The organism is Microbacterium sp. ZOR0019, from assembly GCF_000800925.1.
Lineage (GTDB): Bacteria > Actinomycetota > Actinomycetes > Actinomycetales > Microbacteriaceae > Microbacterium > Microbacterium aurugineum.
In genome coordinates, this window is the sequence record NZ_JRKC01000024.1 from 1 (window position 1) to 21,233 (window position 21,233).

At 68.5% G+C, this 21,233-nt stretch carries 20 protein-coding genes, 1 tRNA gene and 1 pseudogene; 7 read left to right on the top strand and 15 right to left on the bottom strand.

Annotation, left to right across the window (positions count from 1 at the left end):
• Positions 1–117: 117 nt before the first annotated feature.
• From L978_RS07095 to L978_RS07110, 4 genes are read right to left on the bottom strand one after another with little or no spacing between them, the layout of a single operon-like run.
• Positions 118–489 (bottom strand): TadE family type IV pilus minor pilin, encoded by a 372-nt coding sequence (locus L978_RS07095; RefSeq protein ID WP_052193396.1) that lies wholly within the window; start codon positions 487–489, stop codon positions 118–120.
• A gap of 14 nt (positions 490–503) precedes the next feature.
• Complete coding sequence (locus L978_RS07100) at positions 504–701, bottom strand: DUF4244 domain-containing protein (RefSeq protein ID WP_047521780.1); 198 nt, start codon at positions 699–701, stop codon at positions 504–506.
• Between the two features lie 57 nt (positions 702–758).
• Positions 759–1,658, bottom strand: coding sequence for a type II secretion system F family protein (locus L978_RS07105; RefSeq protein WP_442921808.1), 900 nt, complete (start codon positions 1,656–1,658; stop codon positions 759–761).
• Entirely contained in the window at positions 1,655–2,656 is a 1,002-nt protein-coding gene (locus tag L978_RS07110; protein WP_047521781.1) for a TadA family conjugal transfer-associated ATPase, read from the bottom strand. Before L978_RS07110 ends, L978_RS07105 begins: the two co-directional genes overlap by 4 nt.
• A gap of 402 nt (positions 2,657–3,058) precedes the next feature.
• On the opposite strand from L978_RS07110, the gene acs reads away from it, so the two are divergent.
• A complete protein-coding gene (acs, locus tag L978_RS07115) occupies positions 3,059–5,026 on the top strand; it encodes an acetate--CoA ligase (protein ID WP_047521782.1) in 1,968 nt (655 codons plus the stop codon).
• 83 nt (positions 5,027–5,109) lie between these two features.
• Here acs and L978_RS07120 read toward each other — a convergent pair whose 3' ends face one another.
• Together L978_RS07120 and L978_RS07125 are read right to left on the bottom strand one after the other, a co-directional pair.
• Positions 5,110–5,568, bottom strand: coding sequence for a RidA family protein (locus L978_RS07120; RefSeq protein ID WP_047521783.1), 459 nt, complete (start codon positions 5,566–5,568; stop codon positions 5,110–5,112).
• The gene (locus tag L978_RS07125) at positions 5,565–5,789 is read right to left on the bottom strand and encodes a hypothetical protein (protein ID WP_047521785.1); all 225 of its coding nucleotides are present in this window, start codon (positions 5,787–5,789) and stop codon (positions 5,565–5,567) included. Before L978_RS07125 ends, L978_RS07120 begins: the two co-directional genes overlap by 4 nt.
• Before the next feature lie 89 nt (positions 5,790–5,878).
• On the opposite strand from L978_RS07125, the gene L978_RS07130 reads away from it, so the two are divergent.
• From L978_RS07130 to L978_RS07155, 6 genes are all read left to right on the top strand, one after another.
• Positions 5,879–8,449: a transglycosylase domain-containing protein gene (locus tag L978_RS07130; protein WP_047521787.1), complete on the top strand. Its 2,571-nt coding sequence runs from the start codon at positions 5,879–5,881 to the stop codon at positions 8,447–8,449.
• A complete protein-coding gene (locus tag L978_RS07135) occupies positions 8,440–9,381 on the top strand; it encodes a metallophosphoesterase (protein ID WP_047521789.1) in 942 nt (313 codons plus the stop codon). Before L978_RS07130 ends, L978_RS07135 begins: the two co-directional genes overlap by 10 nt.
• 56 nt (positions 9,382–9,437) lie before the next feature.
• Positions 9,438–9,514: transfer RNA gene (locus L978_RS07140), tRNA-Pro, on the top strand.
• Positions 9,515–9,580: 66 nt separating this feature from the next.
• The gene (locus L978_RS18310; RefSeq protein ID WP_052193397.1) at positions 9,581–10,057 is read left to right on the top strand and encodes a VanZ family protein; all 477 of its coding nucleotides are present in this window, start codon (positions 9,581–9,583) and stop codon (positions 10,055–10,057) included.
• Positions 10,054–10,809, top strand: a complete 756-nt coding sequence (locus tag L978_RS07150; RefSeq protein ID WP_047521791.1) for an HAD-IIB family hydrolase — start codon at positions 10,054–10,056, stop codon at positions 10,807–10,809. Before L978_RS18310 ends, L978_RS07150 begins: the two co-directional genes overlap by 4 nt.
• Before the next feature lie 53 nt (positions 10,810–10,862).
• The gene (locus tag L978_RS07155) at positions 10,863–11,705 is read left to right on the top strand and encodes a DUF1295 domain-containing protein (protein ID WP_047521794.1); all 843 of its coding nucleotides are present in this window, start codon (positions 10,863–10,865) and stop codon (positions 11,703–11,705) included.
• Positions 11,706–11,735: 30 nt separating this feature from the next.
• Here the strand turns inward: L978_RS07155 and L978_RS07160 are convergent, their stop codons facing one another.
• The 9 genes and pseudogenes from L978_RS07160 to L978_RS18905 all read right to left on the bottom strand — a co-directional run.
• Positions 11,736–12,995 carry an alpha-hydroxy acid oxidase gene (locus L978_RS07160; protein ID WP_047521796.1) on the bottom strand — a complete coding sequence of 420 codons (1,260 nt, stop codon included), beginning with the start codon at positions 12,993–12,995 and terminating at the stop codon, positions 11,736–11,738.
• 10 nt (positions 12,996–13,005) lie between these two features.
• The gene (locus tag L978_RS07165; RefSeq protein ID WP_047521798.1) at positions 13,006–13,728 is read right to left on the bottom strand and encodes a FadR/GntR family transcriptional regulator; all 723 of its coding nucleotides are present in this window, start codon (positions 13,726–13,728) and stop codon (positions 13,006–13,008) included.
• A gap of 208 nt (positions 13,729–13,936) precedes the next feature.
• Complete coding sequence (locus L978_RS07170; RefSeq protein ID WP_047521800.1) at positions 13,937–14,590, bottom strand: thymidine kinase; 654 nt, start codon at positions 14,588–14,590, stop codon at positions 13,937–13,939.
• 9 nt (positions 14,591–14,599) lie between these two features.
• Positions 14,600–16,072 carry a malate:quinone oxidoreductase gene (locus L978_RS07175; RefSeq protein WP_047521801.1) on the bottom strand — a complete coding sequence of 491 codons (1,473 nt, stop codon included), beginning with the start codon at positions 16,070–16,072 and terminating at the stop codon, positions 14,600–14,602.
• 63 nt (positions 16,073–16,135) lie between these two features.
• Entirely contained in the window at positions 16,136–17,206 is a 1,071-nt protein-coding gene (locus L978_RS07180) for an aspartate-semialdehyde dehydrogenase (protein WP_047521803.1), read from the bottom strand.
• A 180-nt stretch (positions 17,207–17,386) separates the two neighbouring features.
• Positions 17,387–18,667, bottom strand: a complete 1,281-nt coding sequence (locus L978_RS07185; protein ID WP_047521813.1) for an aspartate kinase — start codon at positions 18,665–18,667, stop codon at positions 17,387–17,389.
• A 113-nt stretch (positions 18,668–18,780) separates the two neighbouring features.
• Complete coding sequence (locus L978_RS07190; protein WP_047521805.1) at positions 18,781–19,698, bottom strand: DMT family transporter; 918 nt, start codon at positions 19,696–19,698, stop codon at positions 18,781–18,783.
• The gene (gene recR, locus L978_RS07195; RefSeq protein WP_047521806.1) at positions 19,695–20,288 is read right to left on the bottom strand and encodes a recombination mediator RecR; all 594 of its coding nucleotides are present in this window, start codon (positions 20,286–20,288) and stop codon (positions 19,695–19,697) included. The genes L978_RS07190 and recR overlap by 4 nt, the downstream gene beginning before the upstream one ends.
• Positions 20,288–21,233: pseudogene (locus L978_RS18905) on the bottom strand (DNA polymerase III subunit gamma and tau); the annotation flags it as partial. The pseudogene L978_RS18905 and the gene recR, both read right to left, overlap by 1 nt.

Below are 21,233 nucleotides of genomic sequence, written 5' to 3' on the forward strand. Positions count from 1 at the left end.
CATCCGCAGCGCCCGCCGCCCGCTGCGCCGTCACCGAAGCACCGGCCACGGCCGCCAAGCCGAGGGACAGCGCGGCCGCCACGGCGAGGACACCCGCAGCGAGCGCCGTGCCCGCCATCAGAGTCCTCCGTCGAGCGCGCAGCTCGACGCCCGCAGGGGCACCCGCACCGACACACCCCACGAGACCTCCACCGACGAGGTGACGCAGACGAGCTCACCGCGGCGCGACGCGGATACCCCGGCTCCGGGGACCGCCGCACGCACAACCCCCTCCGCGGCGCCGCGTCCTTCTCCCCGACCGAGCAGGCGAGCGGCATCGGCCGACGCATCCTGCAGCGCGACCTGACGCGACGCCGCTCCGATCGCACCCGCGCCCAGCAGCAGCGCCAGCACCACAGCGGGCACGGCGAGCGCGAGCTCTGCCGCGACCGATCCCCGCTCTCCCCCGATGGCGATGAGCGATGTCGTCCGTCGTCGCCGCCGGGCCATGATCCGCAGCCTCCTCACGACACGGTCAGGGCGCGCCGCACGAGATCCGTCAGGATGCCGCGGACTTCATCTGATCGCATGATCACGACGAGGAGACCGGCGAACGCGACAGCCGCCATGGTCGTGATCGCGTACTCCGCTGTGGCCGCACCGGTGTCGTCGCCGAACAGCATCGCCGCCCTGCGCCGGTCGAGTCGGGGAATGGTCGTCATGATGTTCCTTCTTTCTCTGAGATGTTTCGCATGGAAGACGGATCGCCACGCGGGCGATCACAACGGCAAGGGTGTCGATGACAGGACGCTCAGGAGCATCGGGGCCACACCGAGCAGGAGGAACGCCGGCAGAGTGCACACTCCGAGAGGGATCAGGAGTCGTGTCGAGAGCTTCGCCGCGCGGAGACGGCCTCCGACCCGAGCGGCATGGCGGTCCTGCGCCGCGGACGCACGGAGCAGTTCCACCGCGGGCACCCCCGCCGCTCGGGACAGATCGAGCACGGCGCGGATCCGCTCGTCACTCCCTCCGGAGGCAGAGCTGTCGTCCACGAGTGCAAGCGCTCGGTCGATGGACGCTCCTCCGGCGAGCGCGACGGCCACGAGTTCCGCGCGCATCCCTGGCGTGCCCGGCGCTGGCTTCGCCCGCCGCAGAAGTCCCTTCGTCCACTGTCGCGCCGCCAGCACCAGGAGCAGGCCCACGACCACGCAGCCGGCGCCGAGGGGGGTGCCGACGATGACGCCGAGGGTGTCGAAGCCGAGCGCGAATCCGAGAAGGAGCCCCGCGAGCGGCATCCAGAGCAGCAGACGGGCTGTTCCCGCGGGTTCCGCCAGGGCGATGCGGACGTCGTCGGCTGCCGAGGCGGCATCGCGCAGCGACTCCGCGATGATCCGGAGTACTTCCGCGAGCGGTGCGCCGACGGTCGTCGCGATCTCCCACGCGGCTGCGAGATCGGTCCACGCCCCCCGCTCGGCTTCGATCGCCGAGAGGAGAGGGACGCCCTCGTCGACCCGCCCGACCACGGCCACCGCATGCGGATCGCCGGTGCCTGCGAGATGTCGCCACGCAGTGAGAGGAACCGCGCCCGCCTGCAACAGCACCGCCAGCGTCTGCACCGATGTCGCGGCTTCCGCGGCGCCTGCCGACTCATTGCGGTGCGCCTGCCTGAGTCGGATCACCACGGTGACACCTCCTCGATATCCAGGCGATCGGCCACGAGCACGAGGCGACCGGCCTGGCGGATCCGACGGACACCATCCGGGGTTCGATCGAGATGGAGAACCACGGAGAACGCGCTCACCGCCTGCCGTGCGAGCGCAGTGGCATCCATCCCCGCGAGCGCACCGAGCGCCTCGAGTCGGGCGGGCACGTCGCGCAGACCGCTGGCGTGCATCGTGCCCGCTCCCCCGTCGTGCCCGGTGTTGAGCGCGCTGAGCAACTCACGCACCTCCTCCCCTCGACACTCCCCGACCACCAGCCGATCGGGCCGCATACGCAGGGACTCCCGGACCAGGCGAGCAAGGGTGATCCCGCCCGCCCCCTCCAGGTTCGCCTGACGGGCTTCGAGCGAGACGTGGTGCGGGTGCCGGGGACGCAACTCCGCCACGTCCTCGATCGTGACGATGCGCTCGGTCGGCGGGACCTCGGAGAGCAGCGCGGACAGCAAGGTGGTCTTGCCTGTTCCGGTGCCCCCGGTGATGAGGATGTTCGCCCGGTCGGCGACGAGCCCGAGCAACCAGGGCTGCTGGCGCGCGTCGAAGGCGCCGAGGGCGGCGAGCGCCGCGAGGTCCGCCGCGCGCACCCTCGGGATGCGGATCGAGAGCGCGGTTCCTGTCGTCGAGACCGGCGCGAGCACGGCATGCACGCGGATGCCGGAAGCGAGACGGACGTCCACGCACGGCGCTTGATCATCGAGGTGTCGTCCGCCGAGACCGACGAGCGCGACCGCCAGATCCCTGACCTCTCGCTCGGAGGCCCGCCACTGCGTCGCCGGTTCCGCGCCGCTGCCGCGGTCGACGAACAGCCCGGCCGTGCCGTTCACGAAGACATCGGTCACGGTGTCGTCGATGTGGGCGAGAAGGGGACCGAACGCGGGATCGAGGTGCAAAGGGTCGAGGAGGGAGTCCGTCCGGGCGGAGGCCGCTCCCCGGGGCTGGATGACGAACGAATCGGGCATACCGCGACGCTAGGCGGCGCCCCCGGCACGAGAACGTGGTCGAGTACGGGCGGAGCGAGGCCTGTGCAGAAGTGCCATCCGGCAACGCCCGTGCAGGAGTCGATCGGGCATCGCGGGAGCCCTCGCGCGGGAGCGCTCCCAAACGAAATGGGCGACACCTCACGGGGGGAATGAGATGCCGCCCACGGTGGGCCACGATCGGGGGAATCGGGCGCACCAAGGCCGGAATGAGATTTCGGCTGTCGTCGAGTGTACGCAAGGCAACCGTCCTCACAAAACCGAAACCACTACCGACTTTCGGCAGTATGCGAGGGGAGTCCGCGGGGATAGATTCACCCTGACCTGGTCGTCCACCCCACGACCATGCTCGAACGACCGAATGCCGCAAAGGAGCGCCTGCCGATGAGCAGCCAGATCGACCACCTTCTCGATGAGACCCGGCGATTCCCGCCGTCGGAGGAATTCATCGCCCAGACCATCTCCTCGCCGGAGCTGTACGAGCGCGCCGCGGCTGATCGCGAGGCCTTCTGGGGGGAGCAGTCCCGCGAACTCGTGCACTGGCACAAGCCGTTCACGCAGGTGCTCGATTGGACGAATCCGCCGTTCGCGAAGTGGTTCGACGACGGCGAGCTGAATGTGGCGTACAACTGCCTCGACCGTCACGTCGAGGCCGGCAACGGCGACCGTGTCGCGCTGCACTGGGAGGGCGAGCCCGGAGACTCCCGCCGCATCACCTACGCCGAGCTGACCGACGAGGTCAAGCGTGTCGCCAACGTGCTCGAAGGGCTGGGAGTGGGGCAGGGCGACCGCGTCGCGATCTACCTGCCCATGATCCCCGAGGCGATCGCCTCGATGCTCGCGGTCGCGCGTCTCGGCGCCATCCACTCGGTCGTCTTCGGCGGATTCAGCGCCGACAGCCTGCGCTCACGCATCGACGACGCCGGAGCGAAGCTGGTGATCACGGCGGACGGCGGATACCGCAAGGGCCGTGTCTCGCCGCTCAAGCCCGCGGTCGACCAGGCACTGGCCGATCGGGGCGACGGTGAGCAGCAGACCGTCGAGCACGTGCTGGTCGTCAAGCGCGGCGAGAACGACGTCGACTGGATCGAGGGCCGCGATGTCTGGTGGCACGACGTCGTCCCCGCAGCGTCGTCCGAGCACACCGCATCGGCGTTCCCGGCGGAGAACCCCCTCTTCATCCTGTACACCTCGGGCACCACCGGAAAGCCGAAGGGCATCCTGCACACCTCCGGCGGCTACCTCACCCAGGCGGCGTACTCGCACAAGTACGTCTTCGACCTGCACCCCGAGACCGATGTCTTCTGGTGCACGGCCGACATCGGCTGGATCACCGGGCACAGCTACGTGGCCTACGGCCCGCTCGCGAACGGTGCGACCCAGGTGCTCTACGAAGGCACGCCGGACACCCCGCACCCCGGCCGCTGGTGGGAGATCATCGAGAAGTACAAGGTCTCCATCTTCTACACCGCGCCGACCGCGATCCGCTCCTTCATGAAGATCGGCCGCAGCGTCCCGCAGAAGTTCGACCTGTCGTCGCTGCGCCTGCTCGGCTCGGTCGGCGAACCCATCAACCCCGAGGCGTGGATGTGGTACCGCGACGTCATCGGCGCAGGCAAGACCCCGATCGTCGACACCTGGTGGCAGACCGAGACCGGAGCGATCATGGTCTCCGCCCTCCCCGGCGTCACCGAGACCAAGCCCGGGTCCGCCCAGGTGCCGCTGCCCGGGATCTCGATCGATGTGGTCGACGAGAGCGGTGTCGAAGTCGGCAACGGCAACGGCGGCCTGCTCGTCATCACGGAGCCCTGGCCGAGCATGCTGCGCGGAATCTGGGGCGACCCGGAGCGCTACCGCGAAACCTACTGGGAGAAGTTCGAGGACCAGGGCTACTACTTCGCCGGAGACGGGGCCCGCCTCGACGAGGACGGCGACCTGTGGCTGCTGGGGCGCGTCGACGACGTCATGAACGTGTCGGGCCACCGCCTGTCCACCGCCGAGATCGAATCGTCGCTGGTCGCGCACGAAGCCACCGCCGAGGCCGCCGTGGTCGGGGCATCGGATGAGACCACCGGGCAGGCCGTCGTGGCGTTCGTCATCATCAAGGAGAGCTACCTCGCGGCGCATGAGCCCGCCGGACTCGCCCAGCTGCTGCGGCTGTGGGTCGGCGAGCAGATCGGCGCCATCGCGCGTCCGCGTGACGTCTACATCGTCGGCGAACTCCCCAAGACGCGATCCGGCAAGATCATGCGCCGTCTGCTGCGCGATGTGGCCGAAGGCCGCGAGGTCGGTGACACGACGACCCTCGCCGACACCGCAGTGATGAGCATCATCTCGGCCCAGGTGAAGTAAGCCCCCCTGAAAGATCGAAAACGCGCCTCCCGGGCTTCCGGGAGGCGCGTTTTCGATCCCGCACGCAGCGGGGTGGTGGCGGGTCAGGCGAGGCGGAAGGCCACCTCGACCTCGACCGGGCTGCCGAGGGGAAGCTCCGCGACGCCGACGGCCGCGCGGGCGTGGCGCCCGGCATCCCCGAAGATCTCGCCGAGCACATCGCTGGCACCGTTGATGACTCCGGGCTGCCCGGTGAACCCCTCGGCGGAGGCGACGAAACCGCCCACACGCAGCACACCCACGATGCGGTCGAGGCCACCCGCGGCGTCCGCTGCCGCTGCAAGGGCGTTCAGCGCACAGGTCCGCGCGTAGGTCTTCGCATCATCGGCAGAGACCTCCGCACCGACCTTGCCCACGGCGGGGAGCGCCCCTTCGACGAACGGGAGCTGCCCCGAGGTGTACACGAGGCCGCCGTGCACGACGGCGGGCACATAGGCGGCCACCGGTGCGGCGACCGCGGGCAGCTCGATGCCGAGCTCGGCCAGGCGGGAAGCGACGGTCATGCCTGCTCCCCCTCGAACTGACGAGCGGCCTGTTCCGCCGCAGCGAGGCCGGCGTTCGCGGAAGCCTCCGCCGTGACAGGGCGCTTGAGGTAGGCGACGAGCCCACCCTCCGGTCCCTGCACGACCTGGACGAGCTCCCAGCCCTGCTTCCCCCAGTTGTTGAGGATCGCGGCGGTGTTGTGGATCAGCAGCGGCGTGGTGAGGTACTCCCACGTGGTCATGGCACTCCTGTCGATCGGGGCGCGACGCGGTCATTCCGCGTCGGGCTCGTCAAAGGTGGTATTCAGGGAACTCCCCTACGATCAAGCGTATGCCCCAAAAGAATCGCACGGTGAGAGGCGTGCTCGGCGGACTCGTCGGGCTCGTCGGGCTGAGTGCCGTCGCCGGACTCCTGGTCGCAGCGAGCGTCACGCCCGTCCTCACGATGACCGGCCTCGCCGGCACCCAGGCCCTCACGCTCTTCGACCAGCTGCCCGAGAACCTCAACCCGGGTACGCCGATGGAGCAGTCCACGATCTACGCCACGACGCCCGACGGAAAGAACGTCGCCCTCGCGTCGTTCTACGAGCAGAATCGTGTGCCCGTGACCTACGAGCAGGTCTCCCCGGTGCTCTACGACGCGATCCTGTCCAGTGAGGACAAGAGCTTCTACAGCCACGGCGGCGTCAACGTCGGCGCGACGGTGAAGGCGCTGATCGACAACGTCCGCGGCACCTCCAGCCGCGGTGCATCGACCATCAGCCAGCAGTACGTGAAGAACGTGCTGATCCAGGAGTGCGAGCAGAAGGTCGACACGACCTCGGAGACGCACAACGAGGATCTGCAGCAGTGCTGGAAGGACGCGACCAACGCGACGGGCGCCGACGGCATCGAGCGCAAGCTGCAGGAGATGCGCTACGCGATCCAGATCGAGAAGGACTTCTCGAAGAACGACATCCTCCTCGGCTACCTGAACATCGCGAACTTCGGCGGAACGGTCTACGGCATCGAGGCCGCGGCCAACTACTACTTCAACACGACCTCGGCGAAGCTCACGGTCGCGCAGGCGGCGACGCTGGCGGGCATCGTGCAGAACCCCAACACGTACCGCATCGACAAGCCCGAGGGCACCGTCACGAATTCGAAGGGTGAGGCGCTCAACACCGCCGAGAGCGGCTACGCCCTCACGAAGGATCGGCGTCACTACGTGCTCGGCCGCATGCTCGCGGACGGCAAGATCACCCAAGCGCAGTACGACGAGGCCGACGCCTCCGAGATCACTCCCTCGCTCAACCCGCCCACGCAGGGTTGTGCCTCCGCGGGCGCCAACGCCTACTTCTGCCAGTACGTGAAGTCGATCGTGCTGAACGACGAGGCATTCGGCAAGGAGCCGCAGGACCGGGCCGACCTGCTCCGTCGCGGGGGCCTCAAGATCTACACCTCGCTGGACTACCGCATCCAGGACCCCGCCGCGCAGGCGATGAAGGACATCGTGCCGGCCAACTACGACAACGATTACTTCGGTGCTGCCGGAGTATCGATCGAGGTGGGCACCGGACGCATCCTGTCGATCACGCAGAACACGCAGTTCGATGAGACGAGCACGGATGACCTGGCGAAGAGCTCGCTGGTCTTCGCCGGGGATATGAAGAACGGCAACTCGGGCGGGTTCCAGGTCGGATCGGTCTACAAGCTCTTCACCCTGATCGACTGGCTCGAGAAGGGCCACTCCGTCAACGAGGTCCTCAACGGCCGGGTGCAGACGAACATGAAGTTCACGACGGCGTCCTGCGGCGGGGGAACCCTCATCGCCGACACCAAAGAGATCGGCAACTTCGGCGGCGGCGGCGGCTACACCGCCAGCGTCATGGACTTCACCCGGCAGTCCCTGAACAGCGGATACTTCGCGATGGCCTCGAAGCTGGACATCTGCGAGATCAACCAGGTCGCCGACCGCATGGGCGTCACGCTCGCCAACGGTACAAAGGTCACTAAGGAGAACGTCGTGTACGACGTGCTCGGCCCGAAGAACATCTCCCCGATCGCGATGGCCAACGCCTACGCCACGGTCGCCAGCGGCGGAAAGTACTGCACGCCGCGCGCGATCGACCGCGTGGTCGGCCCCGACGGCAAGGACCGCGAGCTCCCGAAGTCGTCCTGCACCGACGGCGTCATCTCGAAGGAGGTCGCGGCGACCGCCGCCTACGCGCTTCAGGGTGTGATGTCCGGCGGCGGCACCGGTGCCCGCGCCAACCCGTTCGACGGCACGCCGCTCATCGGCAAGACCGGGACCCACGACCGCTGGTCGACCATGATGATCGAGTCCAGCACCAAGGTCACGACCGCGGTGTGGGCCGGGCGCTGGAAGGGCCAGTCCGACATCTACCAGAAGTGGGCCGGGAACTACCAGCTCAACAACATGCGGTACCCGCTGGCGTTGGCTGCGCAGGCTGCGGCCAACGGTGCCTATGGCGGAGACGCCTTCCCCCGCCCCGACAACAACCTGACCCGTCGGGTGCTCACCGAGGTGCCGAATGTCGTCGGGATGACGATGGACGAAGCGCGGTCGACGCTGGAGAGCCGGGGCTTCTCGGTCACCGACGGGCCGGCTGTCGACAGTGACCAGCCGACGAACATCGTCGTCGCCCAGGATCCCTCCGGGCAGGCCGCAGGAGGCGCGACCGTGACGATCTCCCCCAGCAACGGGCAGGGGACCACGGTTCCGGGGAACCTGGCCGGGATGTCCCGTGCGGACGCGGCGGCCGCGCTGGGTGCCGCCGGCTTCACGTCGATCGACTTCGACAACTCGTGCAACCCGCCGAACGCTGTCGTGAGCTCCACGGATCCGGCACCCGGCACCGCCACGAGCAAGTCCACCGCCGTGCGAGTGACGTGCGAGTAGCCTCGCGCCGCACGGCCCACCCGGCCCTCATCGCGCTCAGCGCGGTGGGGGCCGTCGGTGCTGCTGCCGCCGTCTGGGGCATCGGCATCGAGCGCTACCTGTTCACGGTGCGCGAGGTCACCGCCCCCGCCCTCCCCGCCGGTTCAGCTCCGATCCGCATCCTGCACCTCTCGGATGCGCACATGGCGCCGTGGCAGCATCGGAAGCAGGATTGGCTGGCATCGCTCGCGGAGTTGAAGCCCGATCTGATCGTCAACACCGGCGACAACCTCGGCCACCTCGACGGCCTCGCCGGCATCCGCCGGGCGTTCGATCCGCTCGCCGGTATCCCCGGCGTCTTCGTGCACGGGTCGAACGACGTCACCGCTCCCTCCCCGCGCAACCCGCTGCGTTACTTCCTCGGTCCGTCGAAGAAGCATCATGAGCCGACGCCGCTGGACACTGCGGCGATGGACCGGTACTTCACCGACGAGCTGGGGTGGACCGACCTCAACAACTCCGCAGCGCGCCTCACGGTCGCCGGCACGGTGGTCGACGCCTTCGGCGTGAATGACGCGCACCGGGACTGGGACCGCCTCGATGTGCTCCCCGACGCGATCGGTGCCCTCGGTCCGCGCGACGCATCGACACCGTTGCTGGGCGTCACCCACGCCCCCTACCAGCGCGTGCTCAATGGATTCACCGCCCTCGGCGCCGATGCGATCCTCGGCGGCCACACACACGGCGGTCAGGTCTGCCTGCCCGGATACGGTGCACTCGTCGCGAACTGCGATATCCCGCTCAAACAGGCCAAGGGCCTCAGCACCTGGTCGCACGGCGGGCGCACGGTCCCGCTCAACGTCAGCGCGGGGTGCGGTCACTCGATCTACGCCCCGGTCCGCTTCGCGTGCCGCCCCGAGGCGACGCTGCTCACCCTCACGGCCCGGAACTGATCCCGGTCTCGATTCGGCGCACGGAGCATTTCCCTGTAGACTCGGAGGGTTGCAAACGGGGTGTGGCGCAGCTTGGTAGCGCGCTTCGTTCGGGACGAAGAGGTCGCAGGTTCAAATCCTGTCACCCCGACCAGTGACACCGGAAGGCCGCCCTCAGGGGCGGCCTTCTCTGTATCGGCTTCGCGCACGAAGGGAACGCATGGGGTCTCTGCTCCCGCCGCCGCGCCGGTTCACCCGCGCCTGGGCTCTCGCCCTCGGCATCCCGTTCCTCCTCGTCCTCGCGGCACTCACGCTGACGCCCTCACGCGTCGAACACACGATGCCCAATCTGCTCGACGTGATCCTCGGCATGGCCCATCGCCTCGGCTGGGCGTCGCTCGACTTCACCCGCCTCGAGATCCTGGCGAACATCATCGTCTTCATCCCGGTCGGCATCCTCGCCTTCGTGCTGCTCCCCCGCCGTGTCTGGCCTCTCGCACAGCTGGTCGGACCGGCGCTCTCCCTGGCGATCGAGACAGTTCAGCGCCTCGCACTCCCCCATCGTGCAGCGACCCTCACCGATGTCCTGGCGAACTCCACGGGCGCCGTGTTCGGCGTGGCCCTCGCTGTCATGTGCACCCTGCTGTTCGCGCCGCGAGCCTCCCCGCGCCCACCTTCTAGGCTGGAGACACCATGACCACACCTGTCCTCGTCGCCTTCGATCTCGACGACACGCTCGCGCCGTCCAAGGGAGTGATCGACCCGCGCATCGCCGAACAGCTGCGGGCCCTGCTGCGCACCGTCGACGTCGCGATCATCTCGGGCGGCAACGAGGCGCAGTTCCGCTCGCAGGTCGTCGCCCGCCTCGGTGACACGGACCCTGCTGCGCTCGCACGACTCCATCTGCTACCCACCTGCGGCACGCGGTATCTGCGCCACGACGGGGCGGACTTCGTGCCCGTCTACGCGCACGACCTCAGCGATGACGAGAAGCAGGCGGCCCTGACCGCTCTGCGCGAAGAGGCCGAGCGTCTCGGGCTCTGGGAGGCGGACCCCTGGGGCGAGATCCTCGAGGACCGCGGATCTCAGATCACCTTCTCCGCGCTGGGCCAGCGCGCCCCGCGCGAAGCCAAGCACGACTGGGATCCGACCGGGGCGAAGCGCGCGGCTCTGCGGGATGCGGTCGCCGCGCGCCTCCCCGGCCTTGAGGTGCGCTCCGGCGGGTCGACCTCGATCGACATCACCCGCGCCGGCATCGACAAGGCCTTCGGGATGACGCAGCTCGCCGCTCACACCGGGATCCCGCTCACGGACATGCTGTTCTACGGCGACCGGCTCGACGAGGGCGGGAACGACTACCCGGTGCTGGCCATCGGCGTGCCGTCGGTCGCCGTCGACGGCTGGGAAGACACCGCCGACAAGCTCGACGAGCTCCTGCGCTCGCTCTGAGCCGCCGCGGTGTCGCACGGCACGACGTCACCGCGTGGCCCTAGCATGGCGACATGGACGCCTTGCTGATCGTGATCATCGTCGCCGCGGCCACCAGCGCGGCCTGCTGGATCCTGTCCCTGGCTACCCGCGACACCTCGTGGGTCGACCGTGCCTGGTCGATCGTGCCCGTGGCCTACGTGTGGATCTTCGTCGCCGGTGCCTTCGCACAGGGCGACGGATCGGCGCGCGTCGTGCTGATGGGGGTGCTCGTGACCGCCTGGGGAGCCCGCCTGACCTTCAACTTCGCGCGCAAGGGCGGCTACACGGGCATGGAGGACTACCGCTGGGCGATTCTTCGCGCACGCATGCGGCCCTGGCAGTTCCAGATCTTCAACCTGCTGTTCATCATCGGCTATCAGATGACACTGCTCGTCCTCATCACCTTGCCGGCCCTCGTCGCCGCACAGAACCCCTCGGCGCTCACGGGATGGGACGCGCTCTTCATCGCGGCGTTCCTCGCCTTCCTGGTCGGCGAGACCATCGCCGACCAGCAGCAGTGGGCCTTCCATCAGCGCAAGAAGCAGGCGGGCGGCACCCTTTCCCCCGGCTTCGCGACCACCGGGCTGTTCCGCTACAGCCGACACCCGAACTTCTTCTTCGAGCAGGCACAGTGGTGGGCCCTCTACGCGATCGGCGCGACGGCCGCCACCGCGGCGGGCGCGGGTGTGCTCGGTGGCGTCCTGAATCCGACGATCATCGGACCCGCCCTGCTGACGGTGCTCTTCATCGGCTCGACGATCTTCACCGAGTCGATCACCGCGTCGAAGTATCCGGCCTACGCCGAGTATCGCCGGACGACGTCGATGCTGGTGCCGTGGCCGCCGCGCCACAGGGCCGTCGCCCCGCAGGCCTGAGCCTGTCCGGGGGTCGCCCGTCGTCGCCGCTCAGCGCGTGCGCACGTCCGCAGCCGCCCTCGCCACGGGCACCAGGCGCGTGAGCTGAGTGACGTGTCCCGGTTCGAGCTCCGCGAGTGAGGAGACCCCCAGCAGACGCATCGTGCGCTCGATCTCACTGCGCAGGATCGCGATCGTCCGGTCGACCCCTTGACGCCCGCCGGCCATCAAGCCGTAGAGGTACGCGCGCCCGATCAGGGTGAAGTCCGCCCCGAGCGCGACAGCGGCGACGATATCGGCACCGTTCATGATGCCGGTGTCGATCATGACCGTGAAGTCCTCACCGACGGCCCGACGCACCTCGGGCAGCAGATGGAACGGGATCGGCGCGCGATCGAGCTGTCGTCCGCCGTGGTTCGAGAGCACGATGCCGTCGACTCCCGCATCACGCAGGCGCACCGAGTCCTCGACGTTCTGCACGCCCTTGATCACGATCTTCCCGGGCCAGATGTCACGGATCACGTCGAGATCGTCGTAGCTGATCGTCGGGTCCATGGCGGCATCCAGCAGCTCGCCGACCGTTCCGCCCGTGGTGCTCAAGGAGGCGAACTCCAGCTTCGGAGTCGTCAGGAAGTCGAACCACCACCACGGCCGCGGGATCGCGTTGATGATCGTGCCGAGCGTGAGCTGCGGCGGGATGCTGAAGCCGTTCCGCTTGTCACGCAGACGCGCACCCGCCACCGGGGTGTCCACCGTGAACTGCAGGGTATCGAAGCCGGACGCGGCGGCGCGGCGGGTGAGCTCATACGAGATCTCCCGGTCGCGCATGACGTAGAGCTGGAACCAGTTGCGTCCGTGAGGGTTCGCAGCCGTGACGCCCTCGATCGACGTGGTGCCGAGGGTCGAGAGCGTGAACGGGATGCCCGCGGCGCCGGCGGCGCCGGCACCGGCGACCTCACCCTCGGTCTGCATCAAGCGGGTGAAGCCGGTGGGGGCGATCCCGAAAGGCAGCGCGGAGGGGCCGCCGAGGATCTCGACGCTCGTGTCGACGTCGGGGGCGGGCCGCAGGATGCCCGGGTGGAACTCCACGTCCTGGAACGCCTGCCGGGCGCGCGAGAGCGAGAGTTCGCCCTCGGCGGCGCCATCGGTGTAATCGAAAGCCGCCTTGGGTGTGCGGCGCTTGGCGATCAGACGAAGATCGTCGATCGTGAGCGCGGCATCGAGACGGCGCTTGCGGCCGTCGAACTCCGGCTTCTTGAACTTCATGAGGTCGAGGAGTTCGACGGGATTCGGGAGCTGGCGCTGCACCATGGTGTGCCTCTCAGTTCAGGGGATGGAGGTCGCGGGTCAGCCCCGCGGACGTGTAGTAGCCGGTGATGTGCGAATGGACGAGAGTGCGAGCGGCATCGCCATCGCCCTCGTCGATCGCGGTGACCAGGGCCCGGTGTTCGGTGCGCAGCCGCTCCGCCATCGCGTCCCAGTCGGGGATCGCGGCGACGCCCGCCTGCACGTAGGACTCGATGGATGAACGCAGGCCCGCCATCATCGCGGCGATGACCGTGTTGCCGCTGGCTTCAGCGAGGGAGAGATGCAATTGGGCGTCGAGGGCGAGGAACTCCGCGGCAGCAAGGCCTGTCGCGTCCATCGCCTCGAGCAGCTGGTGCGCGCGTGTCGTGTCGCGGTCTGCGGATACGGCGAGCGCCGTCACCACCGCGTCTTCGAGCACCAGGCGCGTGCGCACCACGTCGTCCAACGGGAAGCCCTGCGCGGCGACCTGCAGCCGGAGGAGCGCGGACATCCCTCCGGTCGGGGTCGCGATGACGATGGCGCCGGACTGCGGACCCGAGCCTGTCGCGGTGCGGATGAGACCCATCACCTCGAGCACACGGAACGCCTCACGGACGCTGGAGCGCCCGACACCGAGCTCGCTCGCGAGGTCACGCTCCGAAGGGAGCCTGTCCCCCGGGCCCAGACGAGCGTCGAGGAGGTCGCGCTCGATGTGTTCGAGTACGAGCTGCCAGGCGCGCGCCGGCTGTTCACTCATCGTTCCTCCTGTGGTCTGACCACAGCGTATCCTCCTGTGGTCAGACCACGCAACACAGGCAGCCTCGGGTTCGTTCAGGTGCACAACTCCGCAAAGAATTCACGGAACACCCTGCGGAGCGGCGTCACCGCAGGATCCGGTCGAGGATCTGCGGAGTTGTGAACGCGAGGGGGCGGCGACCACCGCGGGAGCGGGCCCGGGCGGGGGCTCAGCCCAGGCGCCCACCCGATTCGTCGAGGTAGCACGTCCCGCACAGCGACTCGTAGGTCGTCAGCTCGGGGGAAGCCGTTCCGACCGCGCCCTCGTCGATCGCGACCTGATCGCCGTCGAAGACGAAGCGCCCGCCGACCACCCGGCCGTTGAACACGGCCTTCCGCCCGCACCGGCAGATGGTCTTGAGCTCCTCGAGCGAGTGCGCGATCGCGAGCAGCCGCGCGGATCCGGGGAAAGCGTGCGTGAGGAAGTCGTTCCGGATGCCGTATGCCATCACCGGCACGCCGTCCTCCACAGCGATCCGGAAGAGATCGTCGACCTGCGACGGAGTGAGGAACTGTGCCTCGTCGACGAGGAGGCATGCCACATCCACGGGCCCGCCGGGGAGCAGTTCCTCGTCTGTGGAACGACGGAGGCGGTCACGGTGCTGGGTGAACAGCTCGCGGGCGTCGTCAGCCTGCCCGACGAGGAAGTCGACCTGACGGGTGACGCCGAGCCGACTCTCGATCTCGGCCGCACCCTTGGTGTCGATCTCCGGCTTCGCGAGCAGCACGTGCTGTCCGCGCTCCTCGTAGTTGTACGCGGCTTGGAGCAGGGCGGTCGACTTGCCGGAGTTCATCGCGCCGTAGCGGAAGTAGAGCTTCGCCACGGGTCGGGCTCAGGCGTTGATGCCGAGGGTGGCGGCGGTGGCCTCCGTGGATTCCTCCGCGAGCGCCGGATCCGTGTTCAGCTTCTGGCCGAACGTGGGGATCAGGGCGCGAAGCTCGGGCTCCCAGCCGGGGTACTCCGACGGGAAGCACGTCTTCAACAGACCCAGCATGATCGGGACCGCCGTGGACGCACCGGGCGAGGCACCGAGGAGCCCGGCGATCGAGCCATCCGCAGACGAGACCACTTCCGTGCCGAACTGCAGGATGCCGCCCTTCTCCGGGTCCTTCTTCATGACCTGCGCACGCTGACCGGCGTCGATGAGGGTCCAGTCCTCATCCTTCGCCGTCGGCATGAAGGTCCGCAGACTGTCGACCTTCTTGGCGTGGTTCTTCAGCAGCTCGCCCACCAGGTAGGTGATGAGGTCGGGGTTCTTCACGGCCACCTGCAGCATCGGGAGCAGATTGTGCGCCCGCACCTGCGACACGATGTCGAGCATCGATCCGTTCTTCAGGAACTTCGGACTGAAGGTCGCGAACGGCCCGAACATGAGCGAGGACTCCCCATCGACGACGCGGGTGTCGAGGTGCGGGACCGACATCGGCGGCGCACCGACGGAGGCCTGCGAATACACCTTCGCCTTGTGCTGCGCCACGATCTTCGGGTTCGTGGTCTTGAGGAACTGTCCGCCGATCGGGAAGACACCGTATCCCTTGATCTCGGGGATCCCGGAGTTCTGCAGGAGCTTGAGGGCCCAGCCACCGGCGCCGACGAACACGAAGCGCGCCTTGACCTCGTTCGGCGTGTGGCCGATGCTGTTGCGGTACTTGACCAGCCAGGTCCCGTCCTTCTGCTTCTTCAGGCTGCGCACCTCATGGTTGGTGCGCAGCGTCACGCCCGACTCGGTGAGGTGGTCGAAGAGCTGGTGGGTGAGCGCGCCGAAGTCGACGTCGGTTCCTGCGGGAACGCGGGTCGCGGCGAACGGCTCGCCCTTGCGGCGCTGCTGCATCAGCAGAGGCGCCCAGGTGTTGATGACGCGCGAGTCCTCGCTGTACTCGATGCCCGCGAACAGCGGCTGCTCCTTGAGCACCTCGTAGCGTGCCTTGAGGTAGGCGACGTCCTTCTCACCGCGGACGAACGTCATGTGCGGAGTCGCGTTGATGAACGTCGACGGCGCATCGAGCACACCGCGGTCCACGAGCGACGACCAGAACTGGCGACTCTGCTGGAACTGCTCGTTGATCGACACCGCCTTGGCGGGGTCCAGCGGGGTATCCCCCTGCTGCGGCATGTAGTTCAGCTCACACAGGGCGGCGTGACCCGTGCCGGCATTGTTCCACGGGTTCGAGCTCTCCTGGGCCACATCGGAGAGTCGCTCGAAGGCGACGATCTTCCACTCCGGCTGCAATTCGTGCAGCAGAGTACCCAGGGTGGCGCTCATGATGCCACCGCCGATCAGGACGACATCGACGTTTTCAGTCACCGAACCAGTCTAGTTCGCGGGCACGCCACCGCGGACCATGCGACGGTGTCCGCGGCGAAGAGATCAGCGCACGACGGCGAGACGCTCCGCGAGGACCTCGGCGATCTGTACCGCATTCAGTGCGGCTCCCTTGCGGAGGTTGTCGTTGCTGAGGAACAGCACGAGCCCCTTGCCCTCAGGCGCGGACTGATCGGCCCGGATGCGACCGACGAAACTGGGGTCCTTGCCGGCAGCCTGCAGCGGCGTGGGGACCTCGTCGAGGACCACGCCGGGAGCCGCGCTCAAGACCTCGCGCGCGCGCTCGGGCGAGATGGCACGGGCGAACTCGACGTTGATCGAGAGGGAGTGACCGGTGAAGACCGGGACACGCACGCAGGTGCCCGCGACCCGGAGATCGGGGAGTTCGAGGATCTTGCGGCTCTCGTTGCGGAGCTTCTTCTCCTCGTCCGTCTCGTTGTCCCCGTCTTCGACCAGATTGCCGGCGAACGGGATCACGTCGAAGGCGATCGGAGCAATGTACTTCTCGGGCTCCGGGAAATCGACGGACGAGCCGTCGTGCACGAGGCGGAGGGTGTCGCCCTGCGCGAGCACTCCTTCGACCTGGCCGAGGAGCTCCTGGGCGCCGGCGAGTCCGGAGCCGGAGACCGCCTGGTAGGTCGACACGATGAGACGCTCGAGGCCGGCCTCGGCGTCGAGGGCCTTCAGCACCGGCATGGCCGCCATGGTGGTGCAGTTCGGGTTCGCGATGATGCCCTTGGGGCGATCGTCGATCGCGTGCGGGTTGACCTCGCTGACCACGAGGGGAACCTCGGGGTCCATCCGCCAGGCGCTGGAGTTGTCGACGACCACGGCGCCGGCGGCGGCGAAACGCGGCGCATAGGCACGGCTCGCGGTGGCTCCTGCCGAGAACAGGGCGATGTCGATGCCCGAGGCATCCGCCGTCTCGACGTCTTCGACGATGACGGTCGCGCCGCCGAACTCGATGGCCGTGCCCGCGGAGCGTGCGGATGAGAACAGCCGCAGGTCGCGGATCGGGAACGACCGCTCGGCGAGAATCTCGCGCATCACGGTGCCCACCTGGCCGGTGGCGCCGACGATGGCGACGGAGAGTCCTGATTCGGAGATGCGGGTCATGATGTTCCTTGGCGTCGTGCGGTACTGCGTACGAGGCTTCGGGCGCGGCGTCGGGATGTGGATGCTGCGCCTGGCGCCGGTGTCAGGGTTTCGGTGAGTCTACCGTGCCGCGACGGACCGTCGGCTCTGCGCTCCGCGACCACTCACCTGTGTCAGGAAAACGGCGACGATCGGCAGAGATCAGCGGCCGGTGCCGGCGTGGACCGTGGCTTCGGCGTCGCCGTCGAGTCCGTAGGCGGTGTGCACCGTCCGCGCTGCCTCGGTCAGGTCGGTGTCGCGCAGCACCACCGAGATGCGGATCTCGGAGGTGGAGATCATCTCGATGTTGATGCCGCCGGCCGACAGCGCCTCGAAGAGGGTCGCCGAGACCCCCGAGTGCGTGCGCATTCCCGCGCCGACGACCGAGAGCTTGCCGATCTGATCGTCGTGGATCAGGTTCTGGAACCCGACTTCGGTCTGATCGCCGGCGAGCGCCTTGAGCGCAGCCGCCGCATCCGCCTTGGGAACCGTGAAGGAGATGTCGGTGCGTCCGGTCGCAGAGACGTTCTGCACGATCATGTCGACGTTCGCGCCCGACTTCGCGACGATCTTGAAGATCTCCGCGGCCTTGCCCGGCACGTCGGGCACGCCCGCGACCGTGATCTTGGCCTGGCTGAAGTCGGTGGCGACACCGGCGACGATCGGTTCTTCCATGACTGCTCCCTCGGCTTCGCGCGGGTTCTTCATGCCCTCGCCCAGAACGTATGTGCCCTCGGCCGACGAGAAGGTCGACCGAGCATGAATGAGGACGCCGTGACGGCGTGCGTACTCGACGGCGCGGATGTACAGCACCTTGGCGCCGTTGGCGGCCAGCTCGAGCATCTCCTCGCTGGAGACGTGATCGAGCTTCTGCGCCTTCGGGATGACGCGCGGGTCAGCGGTGAAGATGCCGTCCACGTCACTGTAGATCTCGCACACGTCGGCATCGAGCGCGGCGGCGAGAGCGACGGCCGTGGTGTCGGATCCTCCACGGCCGAGCGTCGTGATGTCCCTGGTGTCGCGGTTGAAGCCCTGGAACCCGGCGACGATCACGATCGCCCCCTCATCGAGGGCTTCGCGCAGACGAATCGGCGTCACGTCGACGATGCGTGCGGCACCGTGCTGGGAGTCCGTGATCATGCCCGCCTGGCTGCCGGTGAACGACCGCGCCTCGAATCCCATCGAGTGGATCGCCATGGCCAGCAACGCCATCGAGATGCGTTCTCCGCTGGAGAGCAGCATGTCGAGCTCACGCGGTGCGGGGATCGGGGCGACCTCGTCCGCGAGCTCCAACAGCTCATCGGTCGTGTCACCCATGGCGCTGACCGCCACGACCACGTCATGACCGGCACGACGCGTGTCGACGATGCGCTTGGCGACGCGCTTGATGCTCTCTGCGTCGGCGACGGACGAGCCGCCGTACTTCTGCACGATGAGGGCCACGATCACTCCCTGGGATGTCGGGCGGATCCGCCCACGCTCATTCTATGATCGGTGCGTATGCCCTGCTGCGCATGTGTCATCGCTTCCGACGGCGAGGAACGGTGCCTTGACGATCAGAGCGTCGGTGGGAGCGCCTGCGCAGACACGGGGCGCAGGCGACCGCCCGTTGCGGCGAACCAGCACCCGATGATGATCAGCGGGAACCCGAGGAGCAGACCCGGCGTCAACGGTTCGGCGAGGACGATCGCCCCGAGGACGATCGCGACCACCGGGTTGACGTACGTGAACAGCGGAGCGCGTACCGGCCCCACCTCGCGAATGAGAGCGAAGAACGCGAGGAACGCCACCGCCGTGCAGATCACGGCCAGCGCGAGCAGCGCCCCGATCGACGGCAGCGTGGGCACCTGATGCTGCGTGAGCAGGCCGATCGGGAGGTAGAAGATCCCGATCATGAGCAGCGACAGCGTGATGGTGCCCAGAGACGGGACGGCGTTGAGCTTGCGAGCGACGATGAAGGGAGCCGTCGCGTACAGCACGGCCACCAGGAGCACCTCCCCCGCAGCGAGAAGGCTCATTTCGCCCCCGAAGAGTCCCGGGCCTGCGACCACGACGGCGACACCGAGGAATCCGACGAGCAGGCCGATTGCGCGGGCGGGCCGGAGCACCCCGCGGTCGCCCCCGCCGAGGGCGATCAGAGCGGCGAACAGCGGCACCGTTGCCACCAGCAGCCCGGTCATCCCGGAGGTGAGCGTCATCTCGGCATGTCCGAGCAGGAGGAAGGGACCCGCCATCTCGACCGCGCCGAAGGCGAGGACCCAGGGCCAGTGCTTCAGAGCGGCCCGCAGCGCGCCGCTCCGGATCGCGAAGGGCAGCAGTAGCACCGCGGCGATCAACGTGCGTCCGGCCACGATCGCCGGCGGGGAGATCGACTCGACCGCGACACTGATGAACAGGTACGGCACGCCCCACAGCAGGGCCATGGCCCCGAAGAGCAGCCAGCCGCGACGCGAGAAACCCGCGCTCGGCGTCACAGGACGCGCCGGCCCTCGAACGCGCGCCCGAGCGTGACCTCGTCGGCGTATTCCAGGTCGCCGCCGACGGGCAGGCCGGAGGCGAGACGGGACACGGTGATCTGCATGGTGGTCAGCAGTCGGCTCAGGTAGCTCGCCGTCGCCTCCCCCTCGAGGTTCGGGTTGGTGGCGAGGATCACCTCCTGCACCGTGCCGTCGGCGAGTCGCGTCATGAGCTGCGCGATCCGGAGGTCGTCGGGACCGATGCCGGCGATGGGGCTGATGGCCCCGCCGAGGACGTGATAGAGCCCGCGGAACTCCCGGGTGCGCTCGATCGCGGCGACATCCTTCGCGTCTTCGACCACGCAGATCAGCGCCTGGCTGCGACGCGGATCACGGCAGATCCCGCATCGCTCCTGCTCGGCCACGTTGCCGCAGATCTCACAGAACCGCACGCGGAGTCGGATCTCGCTCAACAGCTCGGCGAGACGCGCGACGTCGAACGTCGGCGTCTGGAGGATGTGGAACGCGATCCGCTGTGCGGACTTCGGGCCGATGCCGGGGAGCCGACCGAACTCGTCGATCAGCTCCTGAACGATGCCGTCATACATCAGGAGAACCTCGTCGGGGGCTCGTAGGGCTCTTCGCGCAGGAACGTCGCGCCGAGCACCTGGCGGATCACGGCCTCACCGTAGCGCTGCACTCCCCCGGCAGTGGGGGTGCGCTCGATGACGACCGGAGGGGCTGTCGCCGTGCGCTGCGCCGGTGCCGACCGTTCGGGCGGAGCCTGGCGCGCCACCGGCGGTTCGTACGACGGGTCGTAGGGCGGCTCATCGTCATATGCCGGGGCCTCGTCATCACCGGGAAGCGGCGGTGCGTCGCGATCGACAGCACCATCGGACGGCGGCAGGGGTGCGGATGCCGCCGCTTCGACCTCTTCGGGCTCGTCGTCGACCGGAAGCGGAGCGGCGGCTGCGGGCGGCACGCTCGGCTGCTCCACGGCGGACGGGATCGGCGCGACGGCCCACTCCGTCACGGTGGAGGCCGACGCACTGCGGACCTGCGGACGGGACGACCCCGCTGACGCAGGCTCCGATGCGGGAGCAGGATCGGCGGGTGCTGACGGGCCGGACGCCGCGGACTGCCGCGGAGCTCCTCCGGTGGGCATCGGTGCGGGAAGGTACTTGACCCGCACGCCCAGCTCGCTCTCGATCGCCGACCGCAGATGGTCCGAGGGGCCCGAGCCCGGAGTGGTGCCCTTGAACTTCGCGACATCATGCTGGCTCGTGAAGCCGAGCGTCAGGACCTCGGTATCGGTGGCGTAGGCGAGCGGTTGCACCGCGGTCGCCAGCAACCAGGACGTGCGGCTGATGCTCTCGAGCCGGGTCAGCACGGCGGGCCACGAGGCGGTGATGCGTTCGAGGGTGACGGGACCCTGCGCGACGGCGGGCTCCGGTGCAGGTGCCGCCTCGGGTGCGGGTGCGGGGCTCGGCGCTTCGTTCTCGGTGCGCGCGGCGGCCGGCTCCTCGGCGGGGGCGGTCTGCGCAGCAGCGGGG